The 23,339-nt window shown below is 69.9% G+C and carries 22 protein-coding genes and 1 pseudogene; 12 read left to right on the top strand and 11 right to left on the bottom strand.

What is annotated here, in order from left to right:
- Nucleotides 1-391: 391 nt before the first annotated feature.
- Nucleotides 392-1,798 carry an aspartate kinase gene (locus tag EXW95_RS03220; RefSeq protein WP_174366237.1) on the top strand — a complete coding sequence of 469 codons (1,407 nt, stop codon included), beginning with the start codon at nt 392-394 and terminating at the stop codon, nt 1,796-1,798.
- 64 nt (nt 1,799-1,862) lie between these two features.
- Here the strand turns inward: EXW95_RS03220 and EXW95_RS03215 are convergent, their stop codons facing one another.
- On the bottom strand, nt 1,863-3,077 hold the full coding sequence (locus EXW95_RS03215) for a sugar efflux transporter (protein ID WP_254605483.1): 1,215 nt from the start codon (nt 3,075-3,077) through the stop codon (nt 1,863-1,865).
- Nucleotides 3,078-3,142: 65 nt separating this feature from the next.
- Between EXW95_RS03215 and pepF the strand changes: the two genes are divergently transcribed.
- The gene (gene pepF, locus EXW95_RS03210; protein WP_174366236.1) at nt 3,143-4,954 is read left to right on the top strand and encodes an oligoendopeptidase F; all 1,812 of its coding nucleotides are present in this window, start codon (nt 3,143-3,145) and stop codon (nt 4,952-4,954) included.
- Between the two features lie 169 nt (nt 4,955-5,123).
- Here pepF and EXW95_RS03205 read toward each other — a convergent pair whose 3' ends face one another.
- The 3 genes from EXW95_RS03205 to EXW95_RS03195 form a co-directional block, all read right to left on the bottom strand.
- On the bottom strand, nt 5,124-5,582 hold the full coding sequence (locus tag EXW95_RS03205; protein WP_174366235.1) for a YbjN domain-containing protein: 459 nt from the start codon (nt 5,580-5,582) through the stop codon (nt 5,124-5,126).
- Between the two features lie 94 nt (nt 5,583-5,676).
- The gene (locus EXW95_RS03200) at nt 5,677-6,204 is read right to left on the bottom strand and encodes an RlpA-like double-psi beta-barrel domain-containing protein (protein ID WP_174366234.1); all 528 of its coding nucleotides are present in this window, start codon (nt 6,202-6,204) and stop codon (nt 5,677-5,679) included.
- A complete protein-coding gene (locus tag EXW95_RS03195; RefSeq protein ID WP_174366233.1) occupies nt 6,201-7,250 on the bottom strand; it encodes a Xaa-Pro peptidase family protein in 1,050 nt (349 codons plus the stop codon). Before EXW95_RS03195 ends, EXW95_RS03200 begins: the two co-directional genes overlap by 4 nt.
- A gap of 202 nt (nt 7,251-7,452) precedes the next feature.
- Here EXW95_RS03195 and sucC point away from each other — a divergent pair, with 202 nt between their 5' ends.
- From sucC to EXW95_RS03165, 6 genes are all read left to right on the top strand, one after another.
- Nucleotides 7,453-8,598, top strand: coding sequence for an ADP-forming succinate--CoA ligase subunit beta (gene sucC / locus EXW95_RS03190; protein WP_174366232.1), 1,146 nt, complete (start codon nt 7,453-7,455; stop codon nt 8,596-8,598).
- Nucleotides 8,598-9,503 (top strand): succinate--CoA ligase subunit alpha, encoded by a 906-nt coding sequence (gene sucD / locus EXW95_RS03185; protein WP_174366231.1) that lies wholly within the window; start codon nt 8,598-8,600, stop codon nt 9,501-9,503. Before sucC ends, sucD begins: the two co-directional genes overlap by 1 nt.
- A gap of 192 nt (nt 9,504-9,695) precedes the next feature.
- The gene (locus tag EXW95_RS03180) at nt 9,696-10,268 is read left to right on the top strand and encodes a hypothetical protein (RefSeq protein WP_174366230.1); all 573 of its coding nucleotides are present in this window, start codon (nt 9,696-9,698) and stop codon (nt 10,266-10,268) included.
- A gap of 84 nt (nt 10,269-10,352) precedes the next feature.
- Nucleotides 10,353-10,766, top strand: a complete 414-nt coding sequence (locus EXW95_RS03175) for an Rrf2 family transcriptional regulator (RefSeq protein WP_174366229.1) — start codon at nt 10,353-10,355, stop codon at nt 10,764-10,766.
- Nucleotides 10,767-10,837: 71 nt separating this feature from the next.
- A complete protein-coding gene (locus EXW95_RS03170; protein ID WP_174366228.1) occupies nt 10,838-11,710 on the top strand; it encodes an SDR family oxidoreductase in 873 nt (290 codons plus the stop codon).
- 59 nt (nt 11,711-11,769) lie between these two features.
- A complete protein-coding gene (locus tag EXW95_RS03165) occupies nt 11,770-12,345 on the top strand; it encodes a histidine phosphatase family protein (RefSeq protein WP_174366227.1) in 576 nt (191 codons plus the stop codon).
- Between the two features lie 101 nt (nt 12,346-12,446).
- On the opposite strand, the gene EXW95_RS03160 is transcribed toward EXW95_RS03165, so the two are convergent.
- The 3 genes from EXW95_RS03160 to EXW95_RS03150 are packed head-to-tail and all read right to left on the bottom strand — an operon-like array spanning nt 12,447 to nt 15,561.
- Complete coding sequence (locus EXW95_RS03160) at nt 12,447-13,652, bottom strand: Gfo/Idh/MocA family protein (protein ID WP_174366226.1); 1,206 nt, start codon at nt 13,650-13,652, stop codon at nt 12,447-12,449.
- Nucleotides 13,649-14,689 (bottom strand): dipeptide epimerase, encoded by a 1,041-nt coding sequence (locus EXW95_RS03155; RefSeq protein WP_174366225.1) that lies wholly within the window; start codon nt 14,687-14,689, stop codon nt 13,649-13,651. Before EXW95_RS03155 ends, EXW95_RS03160 begins: the two co-directional genes overlap by 4 nt.
- Nucleotides 14,686-15,561 (bottom strand): NlpC/P60 family protein, encoded by an 876-nt coding sequence (locus tag EXW95_RS03150; RefSeq protein ID WP_371809880.1) that lies wholly within the window; start codon nt 15,559-15,561, stop codon nt 14,686-14,688. Before EXW95_RS03150 ends, EXW95_RS03155 begins: the two co-directional genes overlap by 4 nt.
- Nucleotides 15,562-15,741: 180 nt before the next feature.
- On the opposite strand from EXW95_RS03150, the gene EXW95_RS03145 reads away from it, so the two are divergent.
- The gene (locus EXW95_RS03145; protein ID WP_174366224.1) at nt 15,742-16,944 is read left to right on the top strand and encodes a maltose ABC transporter substrate-binding protein; all 1,203 of its coding nucleotides are present in this window, start codon (nt 15,742-15,744) and stop codon (nt 16,942-16,944) included.
- Between the two features lie 70 nt (nt 16,945-17,014).
- Nucleotides 17,015-17,680 carry a DUF2268 domain-containing putative Zn-dependent protease gene (locus tag EXW95_RS03140; RefSeq protein WP_174366223.1) on the top strand — a complete coding sequence of 222 codons (666 nt, stop codon included), beginning with the start codon at nt 17,015-17,017 and terminating at the stop codon, nt 17,678-17,680.
- Here the strand turns inward: EXW95_RS03140 and EXW95_RS03135 are convergent.
- Both EXW95_RS03135 and EXW95_RS03130 read right to left on the bottom strand, forming a co-directional pair.
- Nucleotides 17,664-18,662: a dipeptidase gene (locus EXW95_RS03135; RefSeq protein WP_254605702.1), complete on the bottom strand. Its 999-nt coding sequence runs from the start codon at nt 18,660-18,662 to the stop codon at nt 17,664-17,666. The genes EXW95_RS03140 and EXW95_RS03135 overlap by 17 nt on opposite strands.
- Entirely contained in the window at nt 18,659-19,348 is a 690-nt protein-coding gene (locus EXW95_RS03130) for an HAD family phosphatase (protein ID WP_174366222.1), read from the bottom strand. Before EXW95_RS03130 ends, EXW95_RS03135 begins: the two co-directional genes overlap by 4 nt.
- Nucleotides 19,349-19,554: 206 nt before the next feature.
- Between EXW95_RS03130 and EXW95_RS03125 the strand changes: the two are divergent.
- Nucleotides 19,555-20,699: pseudogene (locus EXW95_RS03125) on the top strand (alanine--glyoxylate aminotransferase family protein).
- A 70-nt stretch (nt 20,700-20,769) separates the two neighbouring features.
- On the opposite strand, the gene EXW95_RS03120 reads toward EXW95_RS03125, so the two are convergent.
- Nucleotides 20,770-21,474 carry a metallophosphoesterase gene (locus EXW95_RS03120; RefSeq protein WP_174366221.1) on the bottom strand — a complete coding sequence of 235 codons (705 nt, stop codon included), beginning with the start codon at nt 21,472-21,474 and terminating at the stop codon, nt 20,770-20,772.
- Nucleotides 21,475-21,557: 83 nt separating this feature from the next.
- Here EXW95_RS03120 and lnt point away from each other — a divergent pair, with 83 nt between their 5' ends.
- Nucleotides 21,558-23,048 carry an apolipoprotein N-acyltransferase gene (lnt, locus tag EXW95_RS03115; RefSeq protein ID WP_174366220.1) on the top strand — a complete coding sequence of 497 codons (1,491 nt, stop codon included), beginning with the start codon at nt 21,558-21,560 and terminating at the stop codon, nt 23,046-23,048.
- On the opposite strand, the gene EXW95_RS03110 is transcribed toward lnt, so the two are convergent.
- Nucleotides 23,045-23,338: an HNH endonuclease gene (locus tag EXW95_RS03110; protein WP_174366219.1), complete on the bottom strand. Its 294-nt coding sequence runs from the start codon at nt 23,336-23,338 to the stop codon at nt 23,045-23,047. The genes lnt and EXW95_RS03110 overlap by 4 nt on opposite strands.
- Nucleotide 23,339 lies beyond the last annotated feature (1 nt).

Here is a 23,339-nt window from a genome sequence, read left to right as displayed (position 1 = left end):
TGTCCGGTTCGTGGCGGGTGGCGCGCGGCGCGACGGACCGCCAGCCTCTCCCCAGAGGCTGCCCTTCTGTGAACGCTGAACACTCGTGACCGGACTGAGGAAAACTATAATTCTCATGTCTGGGACGGTCAATTTGAGTGCCGGGCTGCCGTTACCGGAGCGTTGACGCGGCGTTACACCCCCGAACGGTGGGGGGGGTGGAGGTGGACCCACACGTCGTTCCGCGCCGGGGGCGTGCGTGGCCGCGGCGGGCCGCCACCTGTAACGCGGGCACTCCGCGCCGATCACATGGGCATTTCATGAGTCCCTGGTGTGAGGTCGGGCGGGGGTGAGGTCGGCTGCCCAGACGCCCCGCGCGATCCGGGGGACGCTTCGGGTCATACTGCTCGCCATGAGTTACGACCTCCTCGTCATGAAATTCGGCGGCACGAACATGCAGGACTCGCGCGCCATCCGTCACAGCGCCTCCCTGGCCGCCCGCTCCATCCGCGACGGCGTGAAGGTCGTCGTGGTCGTTTCGGCCATGGCGGGCGTCACGAACCAGCTGCTGAAACTCGCCGACGCCGCCCAGTCCGGCGACATCGCCAGCGCGAACGACGAGATCGCCCTGATGCGCACCCGGCACTTCACGGCCGCGCAGGAACTCGGCGCGGCGCCCGACAGCGGCACCGTCCGCGAGATCCGCGAGATGCACGAGACGCTCCGTCAGGCCGTGTACGGCGTGTACCTCCTGCGTGAACTCACGCCCCGCAGCCGCGACCTGATCGTCGCGTTCGGCGAGCGCCTCAGTGCCCCGCTGATGAGCCTCGCGCTGGAACAGGACGGCCTGCGCTCCCATCACCTCTCCGGTGGCGAGGCCGGCATCCTGACCGACAGCCACTTCGGGAACGCCAAGCCCATGCCGAACACCTACGAGCGCGTCAAGGACCGCCTCAGCGGCCTGCTCGCGGCCGGGGTGACGCCGGTCGTGGCGGGCTTCATGGGTGAAACCGAGAAGGGTGCGATCACCACCCTGGGGCGCGGCGGCACCGATTTCAGCGCCACCATCGTCGGCAAGGCCCTCGGCGCGGACGAGGTCTGGGCCTGGAAGGACGTGGACGGCGTCATGAGCGCCGACCCGCGTGTGGTCAAGGATGCGCAGAACATCGAGGTCCTGTCCTACGGCGAGGTCATGGAACTCGCGTACTTCGGCGCGAAGGTCCTGCACCCGCTGGCCGTCACGCCCCTGCAGGAAAGCGGCATCCCCCTGCGCGTCAAGAGTGCCGCCGACCCGGACTTCCCCGGCACGCTCGTGCAGGCCGACGCCCGCGACGAGGCGGGCCACCCGGTCAAGGCCGTCACCGCGATCCGCAACGTCAGCATCATCAACGTCAGCGGCGCCGGGGTGCTGGGCATCCCCGAGGTGATCGCCAGCGTGTTCGACGCGATCGCCCGTGAGAACGTCACGCTGCTGATGGTGTCGCAGTCGTCCAGCATGAGCAACGTGTCGCTGGCCGTGCAGACCGTGGACGCCGAACGCACCCTGGCCGCCCTGCGCGCCGGGGTCAGCCTGGAACTGAAGGTCGAGGTGCAGTCGGACGTGGCGGTCCTCGCCATCGTGGGCAGCGGCATGCGCGGCCAGAAGGGTGTCTCCGCGCGGATGTTCACCGCGCTGGCCGAGCAGGACGTGAACGTGCTGATGATCTCGCAGGGCAGCAGCGAACTGAACGTGTCCGTCGCCGTGGAGGCCGCGCACGTGGACGCCGCCACCCTGGCCGTCCACCGCGCCTTCGGCCTGGGTGCCCCCGCGACCGCCTGAACCGCGGCAAAGCAGGGGAGAGGGGGACCGGATCACACAGCCGGTCCCCCTCTTCCCGTTCAGGTCACTCGGCCCGGCGGCGGTGCGTCCAGGTCATCACCAGGAAGCCCAGCAGCGTCAGCGCGGCGCACACGAGGAACACGCTGCGGTACCCGAGCGTCTGCGCGACCGCGCCGGACGTGATCCCGCTGAGCATCCCGCCGATGCTGCCGGTGTTCGCGAACATCGTGGTGGCGGCGCTGAACCGGCCCGGCATCAGCGTCTGGAAGTACGTCATGCCCAGGCCCGCCAGGATCGCCAGGACCACCGCGCGGATGACCTGCGCGGCGACCAGCAGCGGCAGGCTGTCCGCGACGTAGATCAGCGCGAAGTGCGCCACGAACAGCGCCATGCCCGCCGCGACCAGCGTCGGCACGCCCGGCAGGCGCTTCCAGGTGACCAGCGCGACCATGATCGGAATTTCCAGCAGGGCGCACAGGCCGACCAGGAAGCCGACCTCGCCGCTCGTGCCGCGCAGCGTCTCGGTGACGAACAGCGGGAACATCGCCATGCCCATCTGCATGCTCATGCCGTACAGCACGAACGCCAGGGCGCCCAGCGCGATGGCGCGGCGCGCGGCGGGACGGGGCGTGTCGGGCAGGTCCGGGGTGATGCCGGGCGTGGGCTGCGGGCGGCGGCCCGGCACGCGCAGCAGCGGCAGGGCCGAGAGCGCGAAGCACGCGGCGGCACTGAGGAACACCGCCGTATAGCCCCCGGCGCCGAGGATCACGGCGCCCAGGCCGGGGCCGACCACCCACGACAGGCTGAACACGGCGCGCAGCAGCGTCATGGCGCGGTCGGCCAGATCGGCCGGGACGTCCTGCAGGCTGGCCCGGGCGAAGGAGAACATCTGCGGGAACGCGGCGGCTCCCAGGGACAGCAGCAGCGCCCCGACGACCAGCAGGCCCGCGAAGTGCGGCGTGACGCCGATCAGGGCGTACGCGGCGGCCCCGGCGGCCATGGTGGCCAGCACGATGGGTTTGCGGTTGGGCAGCCGGTCGGACCAGCGGGCCAGCAGTGTGGCGACCGCCACGGCGCTGATGGCGTTTACGGTCAGGAAGATGCCCAGCTGCAGCGGGCTCAGGCCCGCCTGCTTCACGGCGTACAGGGCCATGAACGGAATCGCCAGCGACAGGCCGAAGCCCAGCGCGAAGCAGCTCAGGGCCAGGGGCAGGGCGTAAGGGAGGCGCAGCATGGCCCCCAGGCCGCTGCCTTGGGTGGGTGGGGCGGTGGTGGTCATGAGGTCCGTCCGAACATGGGGGTCACTGTAAACCCGCACCGGCGCGCGGAGTGTTAGCCTCCGGCATGCCAACTGAAACGATCAAGGCGCTGCCGCCCCGCAGCGAGGCCCCGCGTGAGCAGACCTGGGACATCGAGGCCCTCTACGACACGCCCGACGCCTGGTCGGCGGAGGGGGACGCCCTGGCCCGTGACCTCGGGTCGCTGTCTGCCCACGCGGGACAGCTCGGTACGCCGGGGGGCCTGCTGGCCTACCTGAGCGCAGCGAACGACCTCGAACTGCGCCTGGGCCGCTTCATGTCCTATGCCAGCATGACCGCCAGCGTGGACGGCCGCGACGCCGTGGCCGCCGCCCGCCGCGACCGCGCCGCCACGCTGGGCGCCCAGTTCGGCAGTACGACCGCGTTCTTCCGTCCGGAACTCCTCGCGCTGGACGACGCTCTGGTGCGCGGCTGGCTGGACACGCCCGACTTCGCCGAGCACCGCGTGCGCCTGGAACGCATCCTGCGCGGCAAACCCCACGTGCGCAGCGCCGAGGTCGAGGCACTCCTGGGCGCCGTGCAGGCTCCCTTCGCCTCCGAGCGCGGCATTCACCCGGCGCTGGCGAACATGGACCTGCGCTTCGGCACGGCGGGCGGCGAGACCGTCACGCAGGGCAACGTGGACCGCCTGACCGCCCACCCGGACCGCGAGGTTCGCCGCGAGGCCTGGGAGGGCTACGCGGACGCGCACCTCGCCGCGCGTCACTCCCAGGCGGCGATGTACGCCACGAACGTCCGCCAGAACGTGTTCCTGGCCCGCGCACGGAACTACCCGGACACCATCAGCGCCTCCCTGTCCCCGGACAACATTCCCACTGCCGTCGTGACCACGTTGCTCGACACGTACCGCGCGAACACGCCCGTCTGGCACCGTTACTGGCGCGTGCGCCGCGAGTGGCTGAACCTGCCCGAACTGCGCGAGTACGACGTGAAGGCCGCCCTGGTGCCCCCCCGCGCCGTGTCCTACGAGCAGGCCGTGCAGTGGCTCGAAGGCGGCATGGCGCCGCTGGGCGAGGCCTACGTGCGCGACATGGTGCCCGGCCTGACCACGGAACGCTGGGTGGACTACGCCGAGAACGACGGCAAACGCCAGGGCGCGTACAGCAACGGTGGCGGCCGCGTGAAGCCGTACATCTTCATGACCTGGAACGGCACCATGAACTCCTACTCCACCCTGGCGCACGAGATCGGGCACTCCATGCACTCCCTGCTCTCGCAGCGCGAGCACGGGTACGGCGTGCCCCGCTACACCCTCTTCCACGCGGAGGTCGCCAGCAACTTCAACCAGGCGATGGTCCGCCAGCATCTCCTGGCGCAGGCCCGCGCCGCCGGGGACACCGAGTTCGAGGTGCAGATCATCGAGGAGGCGCTGTCGAACTTCCACCGGTACTTCTTCATCATGCCGACCCTGGCCGCCTTCGAACTGGAAGCCTATCGCCGCATCGAGGCGGGCGGCACCCTCAGCGCACCGGACCTGATCGACCTGACCGCCGACCTGCTCTCCGAGGGCTACGGGGACGGCGTCACGATGGACCGCGAGCGCAGCGGGATCATGTGGGCGCAGTTCAGCACGCACCTGTACGCGAACTTCTACGCCTACCAGTACTCCACGGGCATCAGCGCCGCGCACCAGATTCTCGAGCAGTTCAGCGCCGACCCGGACGCCGCGCGCGAGTCGTACCTGCGCTTCCTGCGCTCGGGCGGCAGCCTGGACCCCATCGACGCCCTGCGCGAGGCGGGTGTGGACATGCTCAGTCCCGCGCCGGTCGAGGCGACGTTCCGCACGCTGGAAGGCTACGTGGCGCGCCTGGAGGAACTGCTGGCCGCGCGCCGCTGAGCAGAGACCAGGAGAGCAGGGGGCTGGGTGTTCCGCAACCCTGCCCCTTCTTCTTTTGGCCGACGGTAGAGAGAGCAAATATTTCACGTCCTGGCAGGATCGTGAAAGTATTCACTTGATGTGACCAGGAAAAGGCGGGGCCTGAACCCCGCCCATCTCACCCGTCGGCTTACGCCTGGGGCTGCTGCTGCATCTGGGGCACGAAGCCTTCCAGCGCGGCGTAGTCGTCCTGGAAGTGCATCAGCACGCCGCCGAACAGCGTGTCGAAGGTCTCCTGGGGCATCTCGGCCAGGGTGGGGTAGAAGCCCACGTACTCCAGCCACACGTTGCCGTCCGCGTCGATGCTGCGGGCGAAGGCACGCTCGCGGTTGCGGTCGTTCAGCATGTTCACGACCTCCACGCGGCGGTCACCGTACTGCTTCTGGGTCACGCAGGTGACTTCCAGGCGGCTGGTGTTGTTCGGGCCGTCGTTCACGCTGACCAGCACGGCCGCGTCGCCCATCTCGAAACGCCAGCCCATGCGGATGAAGCGCTGGCCGCCATTCTCTTCCATATCCAGCTGGACTTCCTTTTCCTTCAGGTACTTGGCCAGGGTGTCCAGGGTCAGCAGTGCCGTTTCCATCGTCATTGAAACCATCCTCCTCGGTGGGTGAAGCACATCAACTTTGCGTGTGTGGTTGAAACCCGAACGATTCTACACCGCCCGGACGTGCCGGCGCGCGTCAGGGGCGACTCAGGATGCTCAGCGTGACCGGCGCGACGCCCTCGGAGAGGATGCCCAGCGCCCGCGCCGCGTCCGTGGACAGGTCGATCACGCGCGACTGCACCCCGAACGGCCCGCGGTCGTTGATCATCACATCCACGCTGCGGCCCGTGCGGGCGTGCGTGACCCGCACCCACGTCCCGAACGGCAGGCTCAGGTGCGCGGCCGTCATGGTCGTCTGCGGGTTCGCGCGGCCTCCGTAGTACACCGCCTGCCCCTGCTGGAACACCTGCGGCGCGGCGGCGGGTGCCAGTGAGGTCGCGCGGATGGTCGGTGCGCCACGGTCCGGCACCTGCAGCACCTCCCCGACGCGGATTGTCTGGCTGCTGCGCCCGTTCAGTTGCAGCAGCGCGCCCACGCTGGTGCCATGCGCCCGCGCGATCTCCCACAGGGTATCCCCGGCCTTCACGCGGTACGTGCCGCCCTGCGCAGCCCCCAGCAGCCCGGCCAGCAGCGCGGCGGCCAGCACGGCAGCGCGCCGGGTCATAGCTGCTCCTTCGGGGACCCGCTCAGGACCTCGTACCCGTCTTCGGTCACGAGGACCAGATCCTCGATCCGCACGCCGCCCACGCCCGGCAGGTACGCGCCGGGTTCGATGGTGATGATCATGCCGGGCTGCAGCACGTCGTCACTCGTGCCGCGCAGGCTGGGCGCCTCGTGAACCTCCAGGCCCACGCCGTGCCCTAGCGAGTGTGCGAACGCCTCGCCCAGGCCGTGCCCGGTCAGGATGTCGCGCGCCAGCCGGTCCAGGTCGGCCGCGCGCACGCCGGGCTTCACGGCGCGCACGGCAGCCTCCTCGGCCTCCAGCACGGCGCGGTACACGCGGGCCATCTCGGCGCCGGGCGTGCCCACCGCGACCGTGCGGGTCATGTCGCTGTGGTACCCGCGCAGCTGCGCGCCCATGTCCACCGTCACGAGGTCCCCGTCCTGAATGACGCGGTCGCTGGCGACGCCGTGCGGCATCGCGCCGCGCGGACCGCTGGCGACGATCAGGTCGAAGGCACTCTGCGCCCCGGCGCGGCGCAGGCGCAGCTCGATCTCGCTGGCGATGTCGAGTTCCCGCGCGCCCGCCTCGATCAGAGGGCGCACCTCCGCGAACACGCGGTCCGCGAGGTCCTGCGCGTCCCGCACCGCCTGGATCTCCTGCGGGGTCTTCACGGCCCGCAGGCTCTGCACGAGCCCCTGCACGCCCATGAGCGTCACCTGCGGCCAGTGGTCGCGCAGGTCCTCCAGCGCCGCCACGGTCAGGTGATCGGCCTCGAAGCCCACCCGCAGTCCCGCCAGCGCGGGCGCGGCGTGCTCCAGCGTGGCGGGCGGCCGCGCGATGAACGCGGTCAGGGGGGATTCCTCGGCAGCCTGCACCGTGTACCGCGCGTCGGTGTACAGCGTCGCGTCGCCCTGCGTGACGAGCACCTTGCCGTCCTTACCACTGCTGAAACCGCTGACGGCGCGCACGTTGGCGGGATCGCTGATCCACACGGCGTCCAGGCCAGCGCGGCTCATCGCGTGGCGCAACTCCTGAAGTTGAGTCATGACAGGCAAGCTAACACGGCGCCCCCCCGCACGCGCCCACCCGCGGGGGAGGGGCGCCCCCGAACCCGCTGCCGCGCTGGACCGGGCCTGTTCCCCCACCGGAGACAGCCGCGCGGGGTTTTTCAAAAGTGCGCTTATACTCGTTGATCGGGACAAACGAAAGCGGCCAATGCCGGTCACTCACCCCAAGGAGGGAACAGTCGTGAAACTTCACGAATACCAGGGTAAGGAAATTCTGCGCCAGTTCGGCGTGAACGTTCAGGAAGGCAAGGTTGCACGCACCCCCGACGAGGTGCGCCAGATCGCCCGCGAATTCGGCCAGCCGGTCGTCGTGAAGGCGCAGGTGCACGTCGGCGGCCGCGGCAAGGCGGGCGGCGTGAAGTTCAGCCCCACCGAGGACAAGGCCTTCGAGAACGGCGAGAAGATCCTGGGCATGGACATCAAGGGCCTGACCGTGAACAAGGTCCTGGTCACCAAGGCCGTGGACATCGACGCGGGCGTCGAGTACTACGTCGGCATGATCGTCGACCGCAACGTCCAGAGCTACACCCTGATGGCCAGCGCCGAGGGCGGCATGGAGATCGAGGAAGTGGCCGCCGCCACCCCCGAGAAGATCATCAAGCACCGCGTGGACCCCGTCACGGGCCTGCGTCCCTACGAGGCGCGCGAGGTGGCCATCAAGGCCGGCTTCAAGGGCAACCTGAACAAGATCGCGGACATGATGGTCAAGATGAGCGAGGCCGCGCTGAAGCGTGACGCCGTCCTCGTCGAGATCAACCCCCTGTTCGTGGGCCCTGACGGCACCCCCCTGGCCCTGGACACCAAGTTCGAGATCGACGACAACGCCATGTACCGCCACAAGGACCTGGCCGACTGGCGCGAACTGGAAGCCGAGCACCCCCTCGAGATCGAGGCCAGCAAGTACGGCTTCGCGTACGTGAAGCTCGAAGGCAACGTGGGCGTGCTGGGGAACGGCGCGGGCATCGTGATGACCAGCCTCGACGTCGTGAACCGCGCCGGCGCCAAGCCCGCGAACTTCCTCGACATCGGCGGCGGCGCCAAGGCCGAGGTCGTGTACAACGCCGTGAAGCTCGTCAGCAAGGACAGTGACGTCAAGGCGATCTTCATCAACATCTTCGGTGGCATCACCCGCGCCGACGAGGTCGCCAAGGGCGTCATCCAGGCGCTGAACGAGGGCATCCTCACCAAGCCCGTGCGCATGCGCATCGCGGGCACCGCCGAGGACGAGGCCAAGGCCCTCCTGGCGGACGTGAACAGCCCCCTGATCCAGATGTACCCCACCATGTTTGAGGCCGCCGACGAGGCCGCCAAGGAGGCGAACAAGTAATGGGTATCCTCGTAGGGAAAGACAGCAAGGTCATCGTGCAGGGCATGACCGGCCGTGAAGGTGCGAGCCACAGCCGCGCCATGAAGGAATTCGGCACTCAGGTCGTCGCGGGCGTCACGCCCGGCAAGGGCGGCACCGACTTCGAAGGCTGGCCCGTGTTCAACAGCGTCGCGGAGGCCAAGGCCGCGACCGGCGCGAACGTCAGCATCATCTTCGTGCCCCCCGCGGGCGCTGCGGACGCCGTGCTGGAAGCCGCGCACGCCGGGATGCCCCTGATCGTCCTGATCACGGAAGGCGTGCCGACCGTGGACATGATGCGCGCCGTGCAGGAAGTCAAGGCGCTCGACGCGCAGAGCCGCGCCCAGGGTGGCGAGGGCGTGCGTCTGATCGGCGGGAACTGCCCCGGTCTGGTCACGAACGGGGAAGCCAAGATCGGCATCATGCCGAACAAGATCTACGCCAACCCCGGCCGTATCGGCCTGATCAGCCGCTCCGGCACCCTGACGTACGAGGCCGCCAAGCTGCTGAACGACGCGGGCATGGGCACGAGCACCACCGTCGGCATCGGCGGTGACCCCGTGATCGGCACGACCTTCGCGGACGTGCTGCCCCTGTTCGAAGCCGACCCTGACACCGACGCGGTCGTCGTGATTGGCGAGATCGGCGGCGCTGACGAGGAAGCCGCCGCCGAGTACATCGCGCAGAACATGAAGAAGCCCGTCGTGGCCTTCATCAGCGGCCGCTCGGCCCCCAAGGGCAAGCGCATGGGTCATGCCGGCGCGATCATCATGGGCGACGTCGGCACCCCCGAGAGCAAGCTCGCGGCCTTCGCGGCGGCGAACGTGCCCGTGGCCGACACCATGCCCGAGATCATCGATCTCGTGAAGCAGGCGCTGAACAAGTAAGCGCGCGTGCAGCGGGGAGCCTTCGGGCTCCCTGTTTTTTTGTGTGTGCCTGTTGCTCCGCCTGCTGTTCCGGTCTGTTCTGATGACGCGGCGGGGGCACGTGCTGAACTCCACCGAAAGCGTGAGCGGGACATGAATTTCTGATCCCGGTGTGCGTCACATGGCCGTCAGGCTCGCGCGTAGACTGACGGTATGAAGATCTTTTCCCTGTCCATGACGCTCGCTCTGATGAGTGTTGGCGCGGCCAGTGCTCTCACGGTGAAGGGGACGGTGAGTGGCGCGAACGTCACGCCTGACCTGCGCGTGGCGGGCGTGGTCATCACCCCTTCGGGGCAGTTCGTGCAGGAACTCAGCAGCGTGCCGGTCGAGGGGGGAAGCTTCACCATGGAGATTCCTGACACGTCGCCGCTGCCCCGGGCGATGGTGAGTCTCACGCCGCAGAACGTGAACTGGCCGGGCGTGATCGATCCGGTGCAGGTCAGTGGGCAGGCGCAGGTGGCGGAGTTGAAGCTGTTCACGTACCGGGATCAGAACAACAACGGGCGCCGGGACGACAACGAACCGCTGCGGGAGGCCATGTCGGACGCGCGGGGTGCAAACCTGTTCGTGGTGTGGGCGAATACGGACGTGACGGTCACGGCGAACAAGGGCTTCCGCGCGCCGCTGAAGCGCGGCTGGAACGCGTTCCTGGTGGATGTCGGCAAGGCGGTGAGTGTGCAGCCCTTCGCGGATAGTACGGTGGTGACGGTGCGGATCGGTCGCTGACCGGGCTGAGGGTGGGGGAGACTCCACCCTTGACTTCAGCGCGACATGTAAGTAGATTGGCGACATGTTGGTGGAGGTGAGTGCGTGAACAGTCAGTATGCCGTGGCGGTGCATGTGCTCAGCATCATCAGCCAGTTCCCCGAGCACGCCAGTTCCGCCGATATCGCCGCCAGCGTCGGGACCAACCCGGTCGTGATCCGGACCGTCACGGGCCTGCTGCGCCGCGCGGATCTGCTGGCCACCCAGCAGGGCGTCAGCGGCGCGCGCCTGACCCGTGACCCGCGCGACATCACCCTGCTGGACGTGTACCGCGCCGTGAACGGCGAGGCCAGCGTGTTCCGCCTGCACGAGCATCCGCACCCGGCGTGCCCGGTCGGCGCGAACATCCAGGCGACCCTGGAAGACCGCTTCGGGCGCGCGCAGGCCGCGCTGGAAGCTGAACTGGCCCGCACGACCCTCGCGGACGTGCTGGGGGATCTGGCGGCCCGCGCGGGCTGACGTTCCTCTGCCCAACATGTAAGGAAAACGGTTACGAGTCTGTCCGCCTCTCACCCCACAGGAGCCCCACCATGACCACCCCAGCCAGCACCACCATCGCCGTCACCGGAGCCACCGGCCACCTCGGCCACCTCACCCTGCAGGCCCTCCTGAAGCGCGGCGTGCCCGCCGGGAAGCTCGTCGCCCTCGTCCGCGACCCCGCGAAGGCCGCCGACCTCGCCGCTCAGGGCATCCAGGTCCGCCAGGCCGACTACAAACAACCCGAGACCCTCCGCGCCGCCCTGCAGGGCGTCAACCGCCTGCTGCTCGTGTCCAGCAACGACTTCGACGACCGCGTCGGCCAGCACCGCCACGTCATCGACGCCGCCCGCGACGCCGGGGTGGACCTGATCGCGTACACCAGCATCCTGAACGCTGATCGCAGCGGCATGATCCTCGCTGGGGACCACCAGGCCACCGAGGCCCTCCTGCGCGAGTCCGGCGTGCCCTTCACGCTGCTGCGCAACGGCTGGTACACCGAGAACTATGACCTCAAGGGTGCCGTGAAGAACGGCGCGATCCTGGGGGCCGCCGGGACCCACGCGCTGAACCCCGCCCCCCGTCAGGACTACGCGGAGGCTGCCGCGGCCGTCCTGAGTACCGACGGGCACGCCGGGCAGACCTACGAACTCGCTGGGGACGAGGGGGTCACCCTGGCCGACCTCGCCGCGGAGGTGGCCCGCCAGAGCGGCCAGCCCGTCGCGTACCACGACCTCAGCGCCGATGAGTACGCCCGGACCCTCGCCGGATTCGGCGTGCCCGAGGGCTTCGCGCACGTCCTGGCTGACAGCGACACTGGCATCACGCGCGGCGAACTCGCCAGCGGGAGCCGCGACATGAGCCGCCTGATCGGCCGCCCCACCACGCCCATCACGCAGGCCGTGACGGACGCCCTGAACGCCTGATCCCCCGCAGTCCACCCCCCCGCAGTCCAGAGTCGCGTGCGCCCGGTACAGTTGGGCGCATGCGACTCTGGATCATCCGGCACGGCGAGACGAAAGGAAATCAGGCGGGCATCCTGCGTGGCGCGAGCAGCGCGAACGACGAGATCACCGATACCGGTCACGAGCAGGCGCGGGCGATGGCCGGGCGGATCAGTGGGGGAGAGCCGCGCCCGCAGGCGGTGTATGCCAGCCGATATCGCCGCGCGCAGCAGACGGCGCGGCCCCTGGCGGAGCGGCTGGGCGTGCCGGTCACGGTCCTTCCTGGCATTCATGAGGTGGACTGCGGCGAGTGGGCGGGCGAGCCGTACTCGGCCCTGCGGCAGCACCCGGAACGCCTGGAGCTGGGCGGTGGCGAGCTGGGCTTCCGGGGTGGCGAGACGTTCCGGGAGATCGCGGCGCGGTTCACGGCGGACGTGAACAGCCTGCCGGATGGGGACGCGGCGCTGGTGTCGCACGGCGGGATCATCCGGATTGCCCTGGCGGACCTGCTGGGCCTGGATATCCGCGAGGTCTGGCGTGGTGGGGACTTCATGCTGGGCAACACAGAATGGGTCGTGCTGGAGCGTCAGGGGGGGATATGGTCCCTCCTGGAATGAAGAGGAAACAACTTTGTCACGATCCGGCTTAATCGTGAATACTTTCACTAGCACGTTCAATCATTCACCCTAAATCCCCTCAACCGAACAGGCCAGGACCGTCAGACCTCCTCCACCGTGCCCCGCTGCCGGGCGCGTTCCGCCGCGAACGCCATGCGGTGGGAGTCGAGCGATTCGGACAGGGGAGTGGGTGGTGGGGTGTGGCCGCGCAGACTGGCGAGCCACGCCTGGATCAGGCCGTCGTCGCCGCCGCCGTGCGTGCCGCTGGCGTCGATGGTCCAGCGCTGGCTGTGGCCGGTGCGGAAGTCGTGGAGTTCGAGTTCGTGGCGGTCCATGTGGCCGCGCAGTTCGCCGTGCGTCCCGAGGAGTTTCAGGGTGCGGGTGTTGTTGTGCGTGAACGCGCTGACAGTCAGTTGCGCCGTGACGCCGCTCCGGAAGCGGACGGTGACGGCCTGGTGGTCCACCACGTCGTTCTTCCCTAGATACACGCATTCGCCGTACGGGCCGTGTTCCAGCGCGTCGCTCAGGGGGATGCCCCCGGCGGTGAGAACCGTGACCGGCCACGCGTGCGGGTCGCGGGTGAGGTAGATGCGCCGCGCGTCGGACGGGCAGCCCTGGACGGGGCAGGTGACGCAGCGGTCGGTCGCGCCGGGCGGGGCGTGTTCGGGGCGGAAGTGGTGCAGGCTGCCCTCGCTGGTCACGCGTTCGGGCGGGCTGCCAGCGAACGCGCGGAGCAGGTCGAGGTCGTGGCAGCTCTTGGCGAGCAGGAACGGCGCGGCGGGCGGGGACGCGCGCCAGTTGCCGCGCACGTAGGAGTGCGCGTAGTGCCAGTGGGCGACGTTCTCCGCGTGCTGGATTCCGATCAGGGTGCCCAGGGCGCCGCTGTCCAGCACGCGCCGCACCTCCCGGAAGAAGGGCGCGGCGCGCAGGACGTGGCAGACCGTGACCCGCCCGGTGCTGGCCGCCTCGGCCGCCTGGAGAAGGTCGAGGTCCGCCTCGGTCAGGCAGACTGGTTTTTCCAGCAGCACGTCGTAGTTCAGGGCAAGGGCCTGAAGGCACGGCGTGACGTGCTGATCGTCCGGGGTGGCGATCACGACGGCGTCGGCCACGCGGCCCAGCGCGAAGAACGCGTCCGGATCGCGGTACTGCCACTCGGGTGGGACGGCGTGCCGGGCGGCGACCTCCTCCAGGCGGGCCGCGCGGGGGTCCACGACGTGCGTGACCTGCGCGCCGTGCTGCGCGAGCAGGCGGGCGTACACGTCCCCGCCGCGGTTGCCGGCGCCGATGATCGCCACGCGGAGGGTCATGCGGTGCGCCGCTCCACGCCCCAGCCGCTGCCCGCTGGCCGCGCGAGGTGTCCCGCCTGCCAGTCCAGGCCCGTGAACGGGTCGTCCGCGAGGAGGAGCGCGCCGTCCAGGTCGGCCCAGTCGCACGCGCCCGCGAGGTGCGCGGCGGCGGCGATGCCGAGGCTGCTCTCGATCATGCAGCCCATCATGACGGACATCCCGTGCGCGCGCGCCAGCCGCAGCGCCCGCAGCGCCTGGAGTGGTCCGCCGAGCTTGGCGAGTTTGAGGTTCACGCCGTCGAACGCGCGGGCCAGGGTGATGACGTCGCCGACATGGTGCAGGCTCTCGTCCGCGACGATGGGCACACCGGAGACGGCGCGCAGCGCGGCGTGCCCGTCCAGGTCCCCGGCGGCGAGAGGCTGCTCGACGAATTCCACGTCGGCGGCCTCCAGCACGCCCAGCATCCGGCGGGCCTGGGTGCGGGTCCAGGCGGCGTTCGCGTCCACGCGCAGGCGGACGTGCGGGGCTTCCTCGCGCAGCGCGGCGATGATCGCCTCGTCGCGGTCGGTGCCCAGCTTGACCTTCAGGACGCCGTGCCCGCGCGCGGCAGCCTCGCGCGCCTGACGGCGCATGTCGTCCAGATCGGCGATGCTGACGGTATAGCTGCTCTCGGGGAGGGGCGCGGGGCTCAGGCCGAGCAGTTGCCACACGGGCACTCCGGCGCGCGCGGCGCACCACTCGACGGCTGCCATCTCCAGCGCGCACTTCACGCTGGGGTGGTCGTACGGCATGCGGGCCGAGAGGCGGGCGTGCAGGCCGTCCCAGTCCCAGGGGTCCTGCACCTCGTCGGCCAGGATGGGCAGGACCGCCTCGACGGTGCCGCGCGTCTCGCCGTAGAAGGCGTTCGGGGCGGCCTCGCCGCGTCCGGTCAGGCCGTCGTGGGTCAGGGTGACGAGGGTGCGGGGGTAGACGCTGTGCGTCCAGCGGGCGATGCCGAAGGGCTGCGTGGTGTGCAGGTCCAGCGTCTCCCAGGTGACGGCGGAGGTCGCGGCGGTCACTGCGTCCACCGTCCGAAGCCGCTCAGGCCCGCCTGGAGGCGCGTGCCGTACTCGCCATCGCCGAGCGTCTCGATGGTCACGCGCATGTGGGTGGCGTTCGCGTGCAGCATCCGCCGGTCGTCGAGCATCAGGCCGACATGACCGGGGAAGAAGGCCAGGTCGCCGGGCTGCGCCTCCGTGACGGGCGTGAGGGCCTCCTGCTGCTGGTCCGCGTCGCGCGGCAGGGGGCGGCCGAACGCGCCGTACACGAGCTGCGTCAGGCCGGAGCAGTCCAGTCCCCAGGCGCTGCGCCCGCCCCACACGTAGGGGGTGTCCAGGAAGCCCAGGGCGAACGTCAGCAGGTCGCCCTCCAGCGGGGCGAGGGTCACCTCCTGCACCCAGGCGTCCGTGCCGCCGGGCAGGGTGACCGGCACCCAGCGGCGGTGGTCCTCGGTGACGATGTCGCCGCCGCCCCTGGCGAGCCTCGTCCCGAACGCGAGTTCGGCGCGGATGGGCTGGCTGATCTTCGGCCCGGCGTACGCGTGGGCGCGGCGGGCGGTGACGGTCAGGTCGGGTTGCCAGGGGCGCGTGTGCAGGCCGCCTGCGCGGGCCCAGCCCAGGTAACGGTCGTGCGTGGTGCGGACGTACGCCCAGCCGCCGGCGTTCTCCCACAGGAGGTGCAGGGGTTCGCCGGGCAGCGCCTCGGTGACCTGCGCGGCGTCGGGGTCGGGGTGGGCGCGCAGGCTCAGGCGAGCCTCTCCGGCGTGCGCGGGGGTCGGGGTCACGAACCGCCAGCCGGGTTCTGGCAGGTGGGGGCGCAGGGCGTCCTCGGCGATCTTCATGTGCGGGTCGCGCGCGTGGGTGCGGGCGTCCGGAAGGGGCGGGGTGGTCACGCGCCACAGCCTAATACAGGGGTGCCCCCGGCGGGGGTGGAGTGGTGGACGGCGCGTGAACGGCGGATAATGACGGGCGTTTCAATAAATCAATTGGCGGCCTGTCGCCAGAATGGAACCCTTTCCAAATATTCCGATCCGCCCGGACCGGGACGTCCTCCCCGTCACCCAGGAGAACCCATGAACCGACGCCTCACCCTGCTCGCCCTCGCCCTGACCACCAGCGCCCTGACGGGCAGCGCCCACGCCGCCACCCTCACCGTCTGGACGCACTTCAACGACAAGGCCGAGGTCGCGTGGCTCAGCAGCCAGATCAAGACCTACCAGGGCATCAGCGGCAACACCGTCAAGGTCGTCAACATCCCCCTCGACAAGATCGTCGACCAGCTCCTGAAAACCGCCAAGCAGGGCCAGGGCCCCGACGTGATCGTCACCCTCCCGCAGGACCGCATCGGCCAGCTCGCCCAGGCGGGCGTGATCGAACCCCTGAGCAGCACCTCCCGCCGCAGCGAATTCGACCAGACCACCGTCCGCGCCCTGACCGTCGGCGGGAAACTGTACGGCCTGCCCATGTTCGCCGAGAGCGTCGCCCTGGTGTACAACAAGAAACTCGTCCCCAGCGCGCCCCTCACCTGGGCGGACTTCCTGAAGGCCGCAAAGAGGAACACCAACGCCGCCGCCGGACGCTACGGCTTCCTGACCGACCTGAGCAACGCCTACATGAACTACGGGTTCTTCAGCGCGTACGGCTCGTACGTGTTCGGCGAGCAGGCAGGCACCCTGGACGTCCGCGACATCGGCCTGAACAACAGCGGCGCCCGCAAGGCCCTCTCGCTCATGAACGACCTGCGCTTCCGCGAGAAACTCGTGCCCACCGGCATGACCGGCGACAAGGTCAAGGCCGCGTTCCTGAGCGGTAAGGCCGCCATGATCGTCACCGGCCCCTGGGACATGGGCGACATCAAGAAGGCGGGCATCAACTACGGCATCACGAGCGTCCCCACCCCCCCCGGCGCGACCGGCAGGTGGAGCCCCTTCGTGGGCGTGCAGGGCGTCGTGCTGAACGCCTACGGTACGCAGAAGGCCACCGCCACGCAGTTCGCCGAGGGGCTGGTCACCAGCGTCGCGCAACTGTCCTTCAACCAGGCGGGCGGGCGCATTCCCGTGAACATCGGCGTGCGCCTGCGACTGGCAGGCAACCCCGTCGTGGCGGGCTTCGGCCGGATCATCAGCGGCGGCACCCCCATGCCCAACGTGCCCGCCATGGGCCAGGTCTGGGGCCCCTGGAGCGACGCCGTGAACGCCAGCGTGCAGAAACCCGCCCAGGACTACGCCGCGCTGCTCGACACGGCCGTGAAGGCCATGGAAAAAGGCATCAAGTAACCCACGCGCAAGGGGGGCACGGTCAGATCAGCTGGCCGCGCCCCCCGGCCCGTGCGAGGCTGGACGCCAGATGCGCCCGAACCGCCGCCCCAACCAATTCCACCTGCTGAACGCCGGGGGGCAGCTCCCGCCCGACCTCGCCCCGCAGATCGAGGAGGTCGGGCGGAGCGCCTTCCTGCGCCTCGCGGACCGGCTGACCCTGGACGGCGTGGACGCCGTGCTGTACGCCAGCCCCTGGACGATCCCCGAGACGGGACTGGTCGGGAACGCCCCGGACGGCCACAGCGTCCACGTGGCCGTGACGCCGGGCAGTCCGGAGTTCCGGGCGGGGTGGCGGCGGGAACTGCCCGCGACGCTCGCGCACGAACTGCACCACGCGCGGCGCTGGCGGCACGCAGGCCTGGGTACTCTGCTGGACGCGCTGGTGTTCGAGGGGCTCGCCCTGCACTTCGAGGCCGGGGAGCGCGGCGAGGTGCCCCTGTACGCTCGCCCCACCAGCGACCTGGACGGGCTGTGGAGGCGGGCGCAGGCGCAGCTGGACGGTCCGTACGACTATCCCGCGTGGTTCATGGGGTCCGCCGCGCAGGACCTGCCCCGCTGGGGAGGCTACGCGCTGGGATTCGAGCTGGTCCGGCGCTTCCTGAACGTGGCGGGTGGGGACGCCGTGACGCACGCTGCCGTCCCGTCGGAGGACCTGCGGCACGCGTGGGGGCAGGCCGTTACAGCCGGTGCGTGAGCCAGCGCGCCCAGTTCCCCCAGGCCACGCCGTCCCGCGCCCCGGCCGGCAGTTCCTGCATGAAGGCGGGGACGTCCGCGTAGCGGTCCACGCCCGCCGGGGTCTTCTCTGCGCCGAAGCCCCCGTCCAGATCCGTGCCGAGCGCGACGTGCTCCCAGCCGACCAGGGCCGCGTAGTGCCGGGCGTGCGCGGCCAGTTCCGAGAGGGGAACGGAATCCAGGCTGCCCTCGGGCAGCGGGCGGATGAACCGGTTCAGGAACACCAGGCCGATCATCCCGCCCGCCTGCGCGACCGCGCGGGCCATGTCGTCGGTCAGGTGGCGGTTGCCGGGCACCAGGGCGCGGCTGTTGGCGTGCGTGGCGATCAGTTGCGGTCCGATCTCGGCCGCCTCCCAGAACGACGCGTCGTCCAGGTGCGAGGCGTCCAGCGTGACGTTCAGGTCCCGCATGGCCTGCACCAGCTCCCGCCCCTGCGGGGTGAGGGGTCCCGGCGCGTCCGTGCCCCCGGCGTAGCGGGTGCGTCCCCACGCGGGGCCGATGACACGCACGCCCCGCTCGACCCAGAACGGCAGGTCCCCGGCGTCCCGGATGGGATCGGCGCCCTCCATCAGCAGCACCACGCCCAGCGGGCCGTCCTGCGCCTGCAGGTGCGCAGAGACCTCCGACCGGGTGGACAGCAGCCGCACCAGTCCGGCGTCCTGCCAGCGGTGGTACGCGTCCAGTTGCGCCAGCGCCTGCGCCCGCGCGCCCGCGTGGTCGCTGTACCCGCCGGGGCTGCCCGCCCCGTGCGGCAGCGCGAACAGCGTCCCGAAGCACACGCGCAGGCCCGCCGCGCGCAGTTCAGGCAGGGTGACGGTGGCCGTCTCGTCCGCGACGGGGTCCGCCGCGCGCAGCGCCTCCAGCGGGAGGGTCAGGTCCCTGCCGTTCAGGGCGTTGAACGCGAGGTCCAGATGCCCATCGATCAGCAGGTGCCCGTCGATCAGCACGCGACGTCCAGACCCTCCACGGCCTCCAGCACCTGCGCGAGGTCGTGAATGGCGTCCGGGTGCTCGCCGCGCAGGTCGATCAGCAGGGCGTGCATGCCCAGCGCGCGGGCGGCCACGACGTTCTCGATCTTGTCGTCCACGAACAGCACCTCCTCCGGACGCACGCCCAGCGCGTCGGCGGCGTGCCGGTACGCGCCGGGGTCGGGTTTGTGTACGCCGACCGAGCAGGTCGCCACAGCAGCGTCCACCAGATCGTCCAGACCCACGAAGCGCAGCGTCCGGTCGATGCTCGGCAGGGTGTTGCTCAGCACGCCCACCTTCAGCCCCCGCTCGCGCAGCGTCCCGAGGACTGCCCGCGCGTTCGGGACGGGTTTCATGTACGCCTCGTACGGCCAGCGGTCCATCAGCCGCGCCATCTGCGCGTCCGTCAGGCCCAGGGTGCCCGCGAGTTCCTGCCCGTAGGCGTGCCAGAAGGCGTCCTCCTGTTCAGGTGTGCGCAGGTCCCACCAGTCCATCGCGCGGCGGTCCCACTGCTCGCGCAGCGCACCGCCGAAGGTGCGGGCGTCGATGCCGAACGTCTCCTGGCCCCACAGGGCCGCCTCGCGGTACACGCCAGGGTCGGTGAAGGCGATGGTGTCGTCCCGGTCGAACAGGACGGCGCGCAGGGGAGGGTGGCTGGACATGCCGGACACTCTACCCCCGTGGTCCTGGCGTGGATTGTCGGAAGTGACCGCTTCGCTGCTGAACCGTGTCAAAGCGCAGGGGGCATTGCGCAACACAAGCTGATATTTGCAGTTATTTCCGCAATGATTAGCAATCTAAACATGCCGATTGGCCTAGATGGGCAATGATATTGCGTTCAGTTCGGGAATCCGCTAGGCTGACCCGCATGCCGGACGCGACCCCCGAACACACCCTGCTGACCCCTGGACCCACCCCATCCACCCCAGGGCCATGCAGGCCCTCACGCGCCCCATGCTCGGCCACATGGACCCCGAGGTGTTCGCCCTGAACCGCGAAATCCAGGCCGACCTGCGCGTCATGTACGGCACCGAGGAAAGCACCTTCACCGCGCTGCTCGCCGGGACCGGCAGCCTCGGCATGGAAGCGGGCTTCGCGAACCTCGTCGAGGCTGGCGACGACGTCCTGGTATGCGCCAACGGGTCCTTCGGGCGCCGCATGGCCGAGATGGCCGCCCGCTACGGCGCCCGCGTCCGCCTCGTCACCGCGCCCCTCGGCGAGGCCATCAACCCCGACGACGTCGCCGCGCACCTCGACGGCGCCAAGATGGTCGCCGTCGTCCACGGCGAGACCAGCACCGGCGTCCTGAACCCCGTCCCGGAGATCGCCCGGCTCGTCCGCCAGAGCGGCGCGCTGCTGACCGTGGACGCCGTCACCACCGCCGGGATGGAACCCTTCCACATGGCCCAGTGGGGCGTCGACTACGCCTACACCGGCGCGCAGAAATGCCTCAGCGCCCCCCCCGGACTCGCCCCGGTCGCCATCAGCGAACGCGCCTTCGCCCGCTTCGCCGCCCGCCGCACCCCCACGCCCCTCTGGTACTGCGACTTCGAGGGCCTGCGCGACTACTGGGAGGACCACTCCTACCACCACACCGTGCCCGTCAACCTGCACTACGCCCTGCACGCCGCCCTGCGCGCCGCGCTGGAGGAAGGCCTGGAGAACCGCCAGCGCCGCGTGCAGCAGGTCAGCGCCGCCCTGCAGACCGCCCTCGCCCCGCTGGGCTTCACCCCGTACGTCCGCCGCCCCGAGGACCGACTCCCCACCGTCCTCGCCCTGCGCCTCCCCGAAGGACTCGACGACACCGGGGTCCGCAAGGCCCTGCGCGACCGGCACATCAGCGTCACCGGCGGCCTCGGCCCCACCGCGGGCCTCATCTGGCGACTGGGCCTGATGGGCGAAACCGCCCGCCCCGCCCCGTACCTGACCCTCCTGCACGCCCTGGAGGACATCCTGGGTGAACGCGGCCTCGCCGATCGCTTCCAGGACGCACTGGAGCCCGTCCCCGCCTGAAACCCCAGAGCACAGGGAAGGACCGCCCATTCACCGGGCGGCCCTCTCCGTTGATGCCTATGCCTACGCTTCAGCCCATGCGGCCCGTGCGGATCACGTCCGCGATCACCGGCGGCAGGTTCCACGCCATGATGTCGAACGCAGAGGACGCGAAGTCGTACGTCACCTTGTGCAGCGACACCTTCGGCTTGCGACCCACGCAATCCACGATCACCACGTCCGCCCCCGGCTCGTGATTCAGCGTCAGGCCCACACTGCCCGGATCCACAAACGTCGTATCCCCGATCACCCGCATGAACGGCACGTGCGTCCCACCCACCACGACCACCCGCGACCCCAGCGACTCCGCCAGGGACTCCAGTTCCCGCTCGGCCGCCATCAGGTCCAGGCGCTGCTCCGGATCATGCGGACTGCCATGGAAGAACCGCACGCGACCCACCGGCGTCGTGATCCGCCCCCCCGGCGGCAGGCGCCGCAGGAAATCCACCTGCTCCGGCGTGAGCATCTTCTTCGTCCAGTTCAGCACCTGGTCCGCCACGCCCTTCCGGTCCGCGCGCTCACCCATGTCCATCGCGACACGCATGTCACTGGACCCCAGGCCCACCACCCAGCCCTCGCGCTTCACGAAATCGATCACCGGACCCGGACTCGCGCCGTACCCGACCAGATCACCAACCACGATGACCTGATTCACGATGTTCTCTGACAGGAACCGCTTCACCGCCGTCAGCGCATGAATGTTCCCGTGAATGTCACTGATAAACGCCAGTCTCAAGGTGATCCCATCCTAGAGCAAAACCACGCGCCCCACCCATCCCACCCACCCGACGGGGTAAGCGCCGCCTATAGTGGCACTCGATGCCCACGCCCGCCACCGGCCTCCTGCTCGGCCTGCTCCTCGCCGCCTGCGGCCTCCCGCTCCCATGGAGCGCCCTGAGCTTCATTCCCCTGACCCTGATCCTCGCCTTCATCGCCCGCGCCGACACGCCCCGCCACGCCGCCGGACGCGCCTTCTGGGTGGGCTTCGGGTACTTCGGCCTGCACCTGTGGTGGCTCGGCGCGTTCCTCGTGAACCTCCTGGGCTTCCCACCCCTCGGTGCGGCCGCCGCCCTGCTGTTCGCCCTGGAAGGCACGTTCCTCGCCATCACGGCGTACCTCGCCACCCTACTGCCCCGCACCCGCACCGGGCGCATCTGGACCCTCGCCGGCGCGTGGGTGATCCTCGAATGGCTCCGCTTCCTCGGCCCACTCGCCTTCCCCTGGCCGACCCTCGGGTACACCCTGCTGCCCACCCCCGTCATCCAGATCGCGGACCTGGGTGGCGTCCTGCTGGGCAGCGTCCTGATCACCTTCACCGCCGCCAGCCTCGCCCACGCCTGGACGGAACGTGCCCGGTGGGGGAGACGCCCCCTCGCACCCGCGCTCCTCGCCGCACTCGCCTGGGCCGCTGCCCTCGGCTATGGCCTGACCCGCACCCCCGGCACCGGACCCGAACAACCCATGCGGGTCATGCGCGTCACCTTCGACCCATTCGAACGCGCCAGCGGAGATCTCCCAGCCGAGACCCAGTTCGCCCAGACACGCGCCGCCAGCCTGAACCGACCCGCCGGAAGTGTCGTCGTCTGGAGCGAGACCGCCATCACCTATCCCGGAACGCCCGACACCCGCCCCGACTTTCCCGGACCCGGCATCACCGGCGCGGGCGGCATCGACTACGGCGTCACCCCAACCAGCCCCCTCGCAGACCCCCCTCCGTACAACACCGCCATCGCCCTCGACACAGCCGGTCGCGTCACCAGCCGTAGCGATAAGTCCAAACTCGTGCCCTTCGGCGAGGAATTCCCGTTCCAGCCCATTCTCGGCCCGATCTACCGGATGATCCTCAACCCACTTGGATTCGCAATACCCAACTTTCGCCCCAACTCCAACCCTACGCCTCTCAACCTGAACGGCGTGCTGTACGGCGCGTACATCTGCTACGACAGCGTCTTCCCAAGGGTCGCCCGCGCACTGGCCGCGCAGGGCGCGCAGGTGCTCGTGAACCCCAGCAACGACGGCTGGTACCAGGGCTGGGGCGTGCAGCAGCACTTCAACATGGGCCGCGTCCGCGCCATCGAAACCCGCCGCTGGCTTGTCCGCAGCGTCAACAACGGCGTCGCCGGAGCGGTGAACGACCTCGGGCAGCCCATCCAGACCGTCCAGAGCGGCCAGGAGCTGCAGACCCTAGACGTCCGCCCCCGACTGCTGACCGGCACCACCCTGTACGTCCGCCTCGGCGACTGGCCCGCGCTGATCCTCGCCCTCGGCATGATCCTGTACGGCATGACCCGCCGAGAACGGGACTTCTAGGAATCGGAACGTAGACGCTCGGCGGTACCTCTGAGCCACGCCATGAACTCTTCCTCGGAGTGGTGCCATTTGGCGCGGTTGCACATCTCGCAGCACAGCGCGAGGTTCTCCAGCGAGTGGCTGCCACCGGAGGCCAGTGGCACGCGGTGATCGAGGTGGAATCCGGTGCCGCCCCTGGCGTTCGGTTGACCGCAGTAGGTGCAGTGCGTTCCGGTGAGGATGAGGTCGGCCATCAGCGTGGCGGGCAGCGGTGTCTGCCCAGGGGCGCGCTGGCGGAGGCTGGCGTTCATG

The sequence above is a fragment of the Deinococcus sp. JMULE3 genome (assembly GCF_013337115.1).
Classification (GTDB): domain Bacteria; phylum Deinococcota; class Deinococci; order Deinococcales; family Deinococcaceae; genus Deinococcus.
Note: the sequence above shows the minus strand (reverse complement) of the source record. Positions and strands in the feature narration are given on the sequence as shown.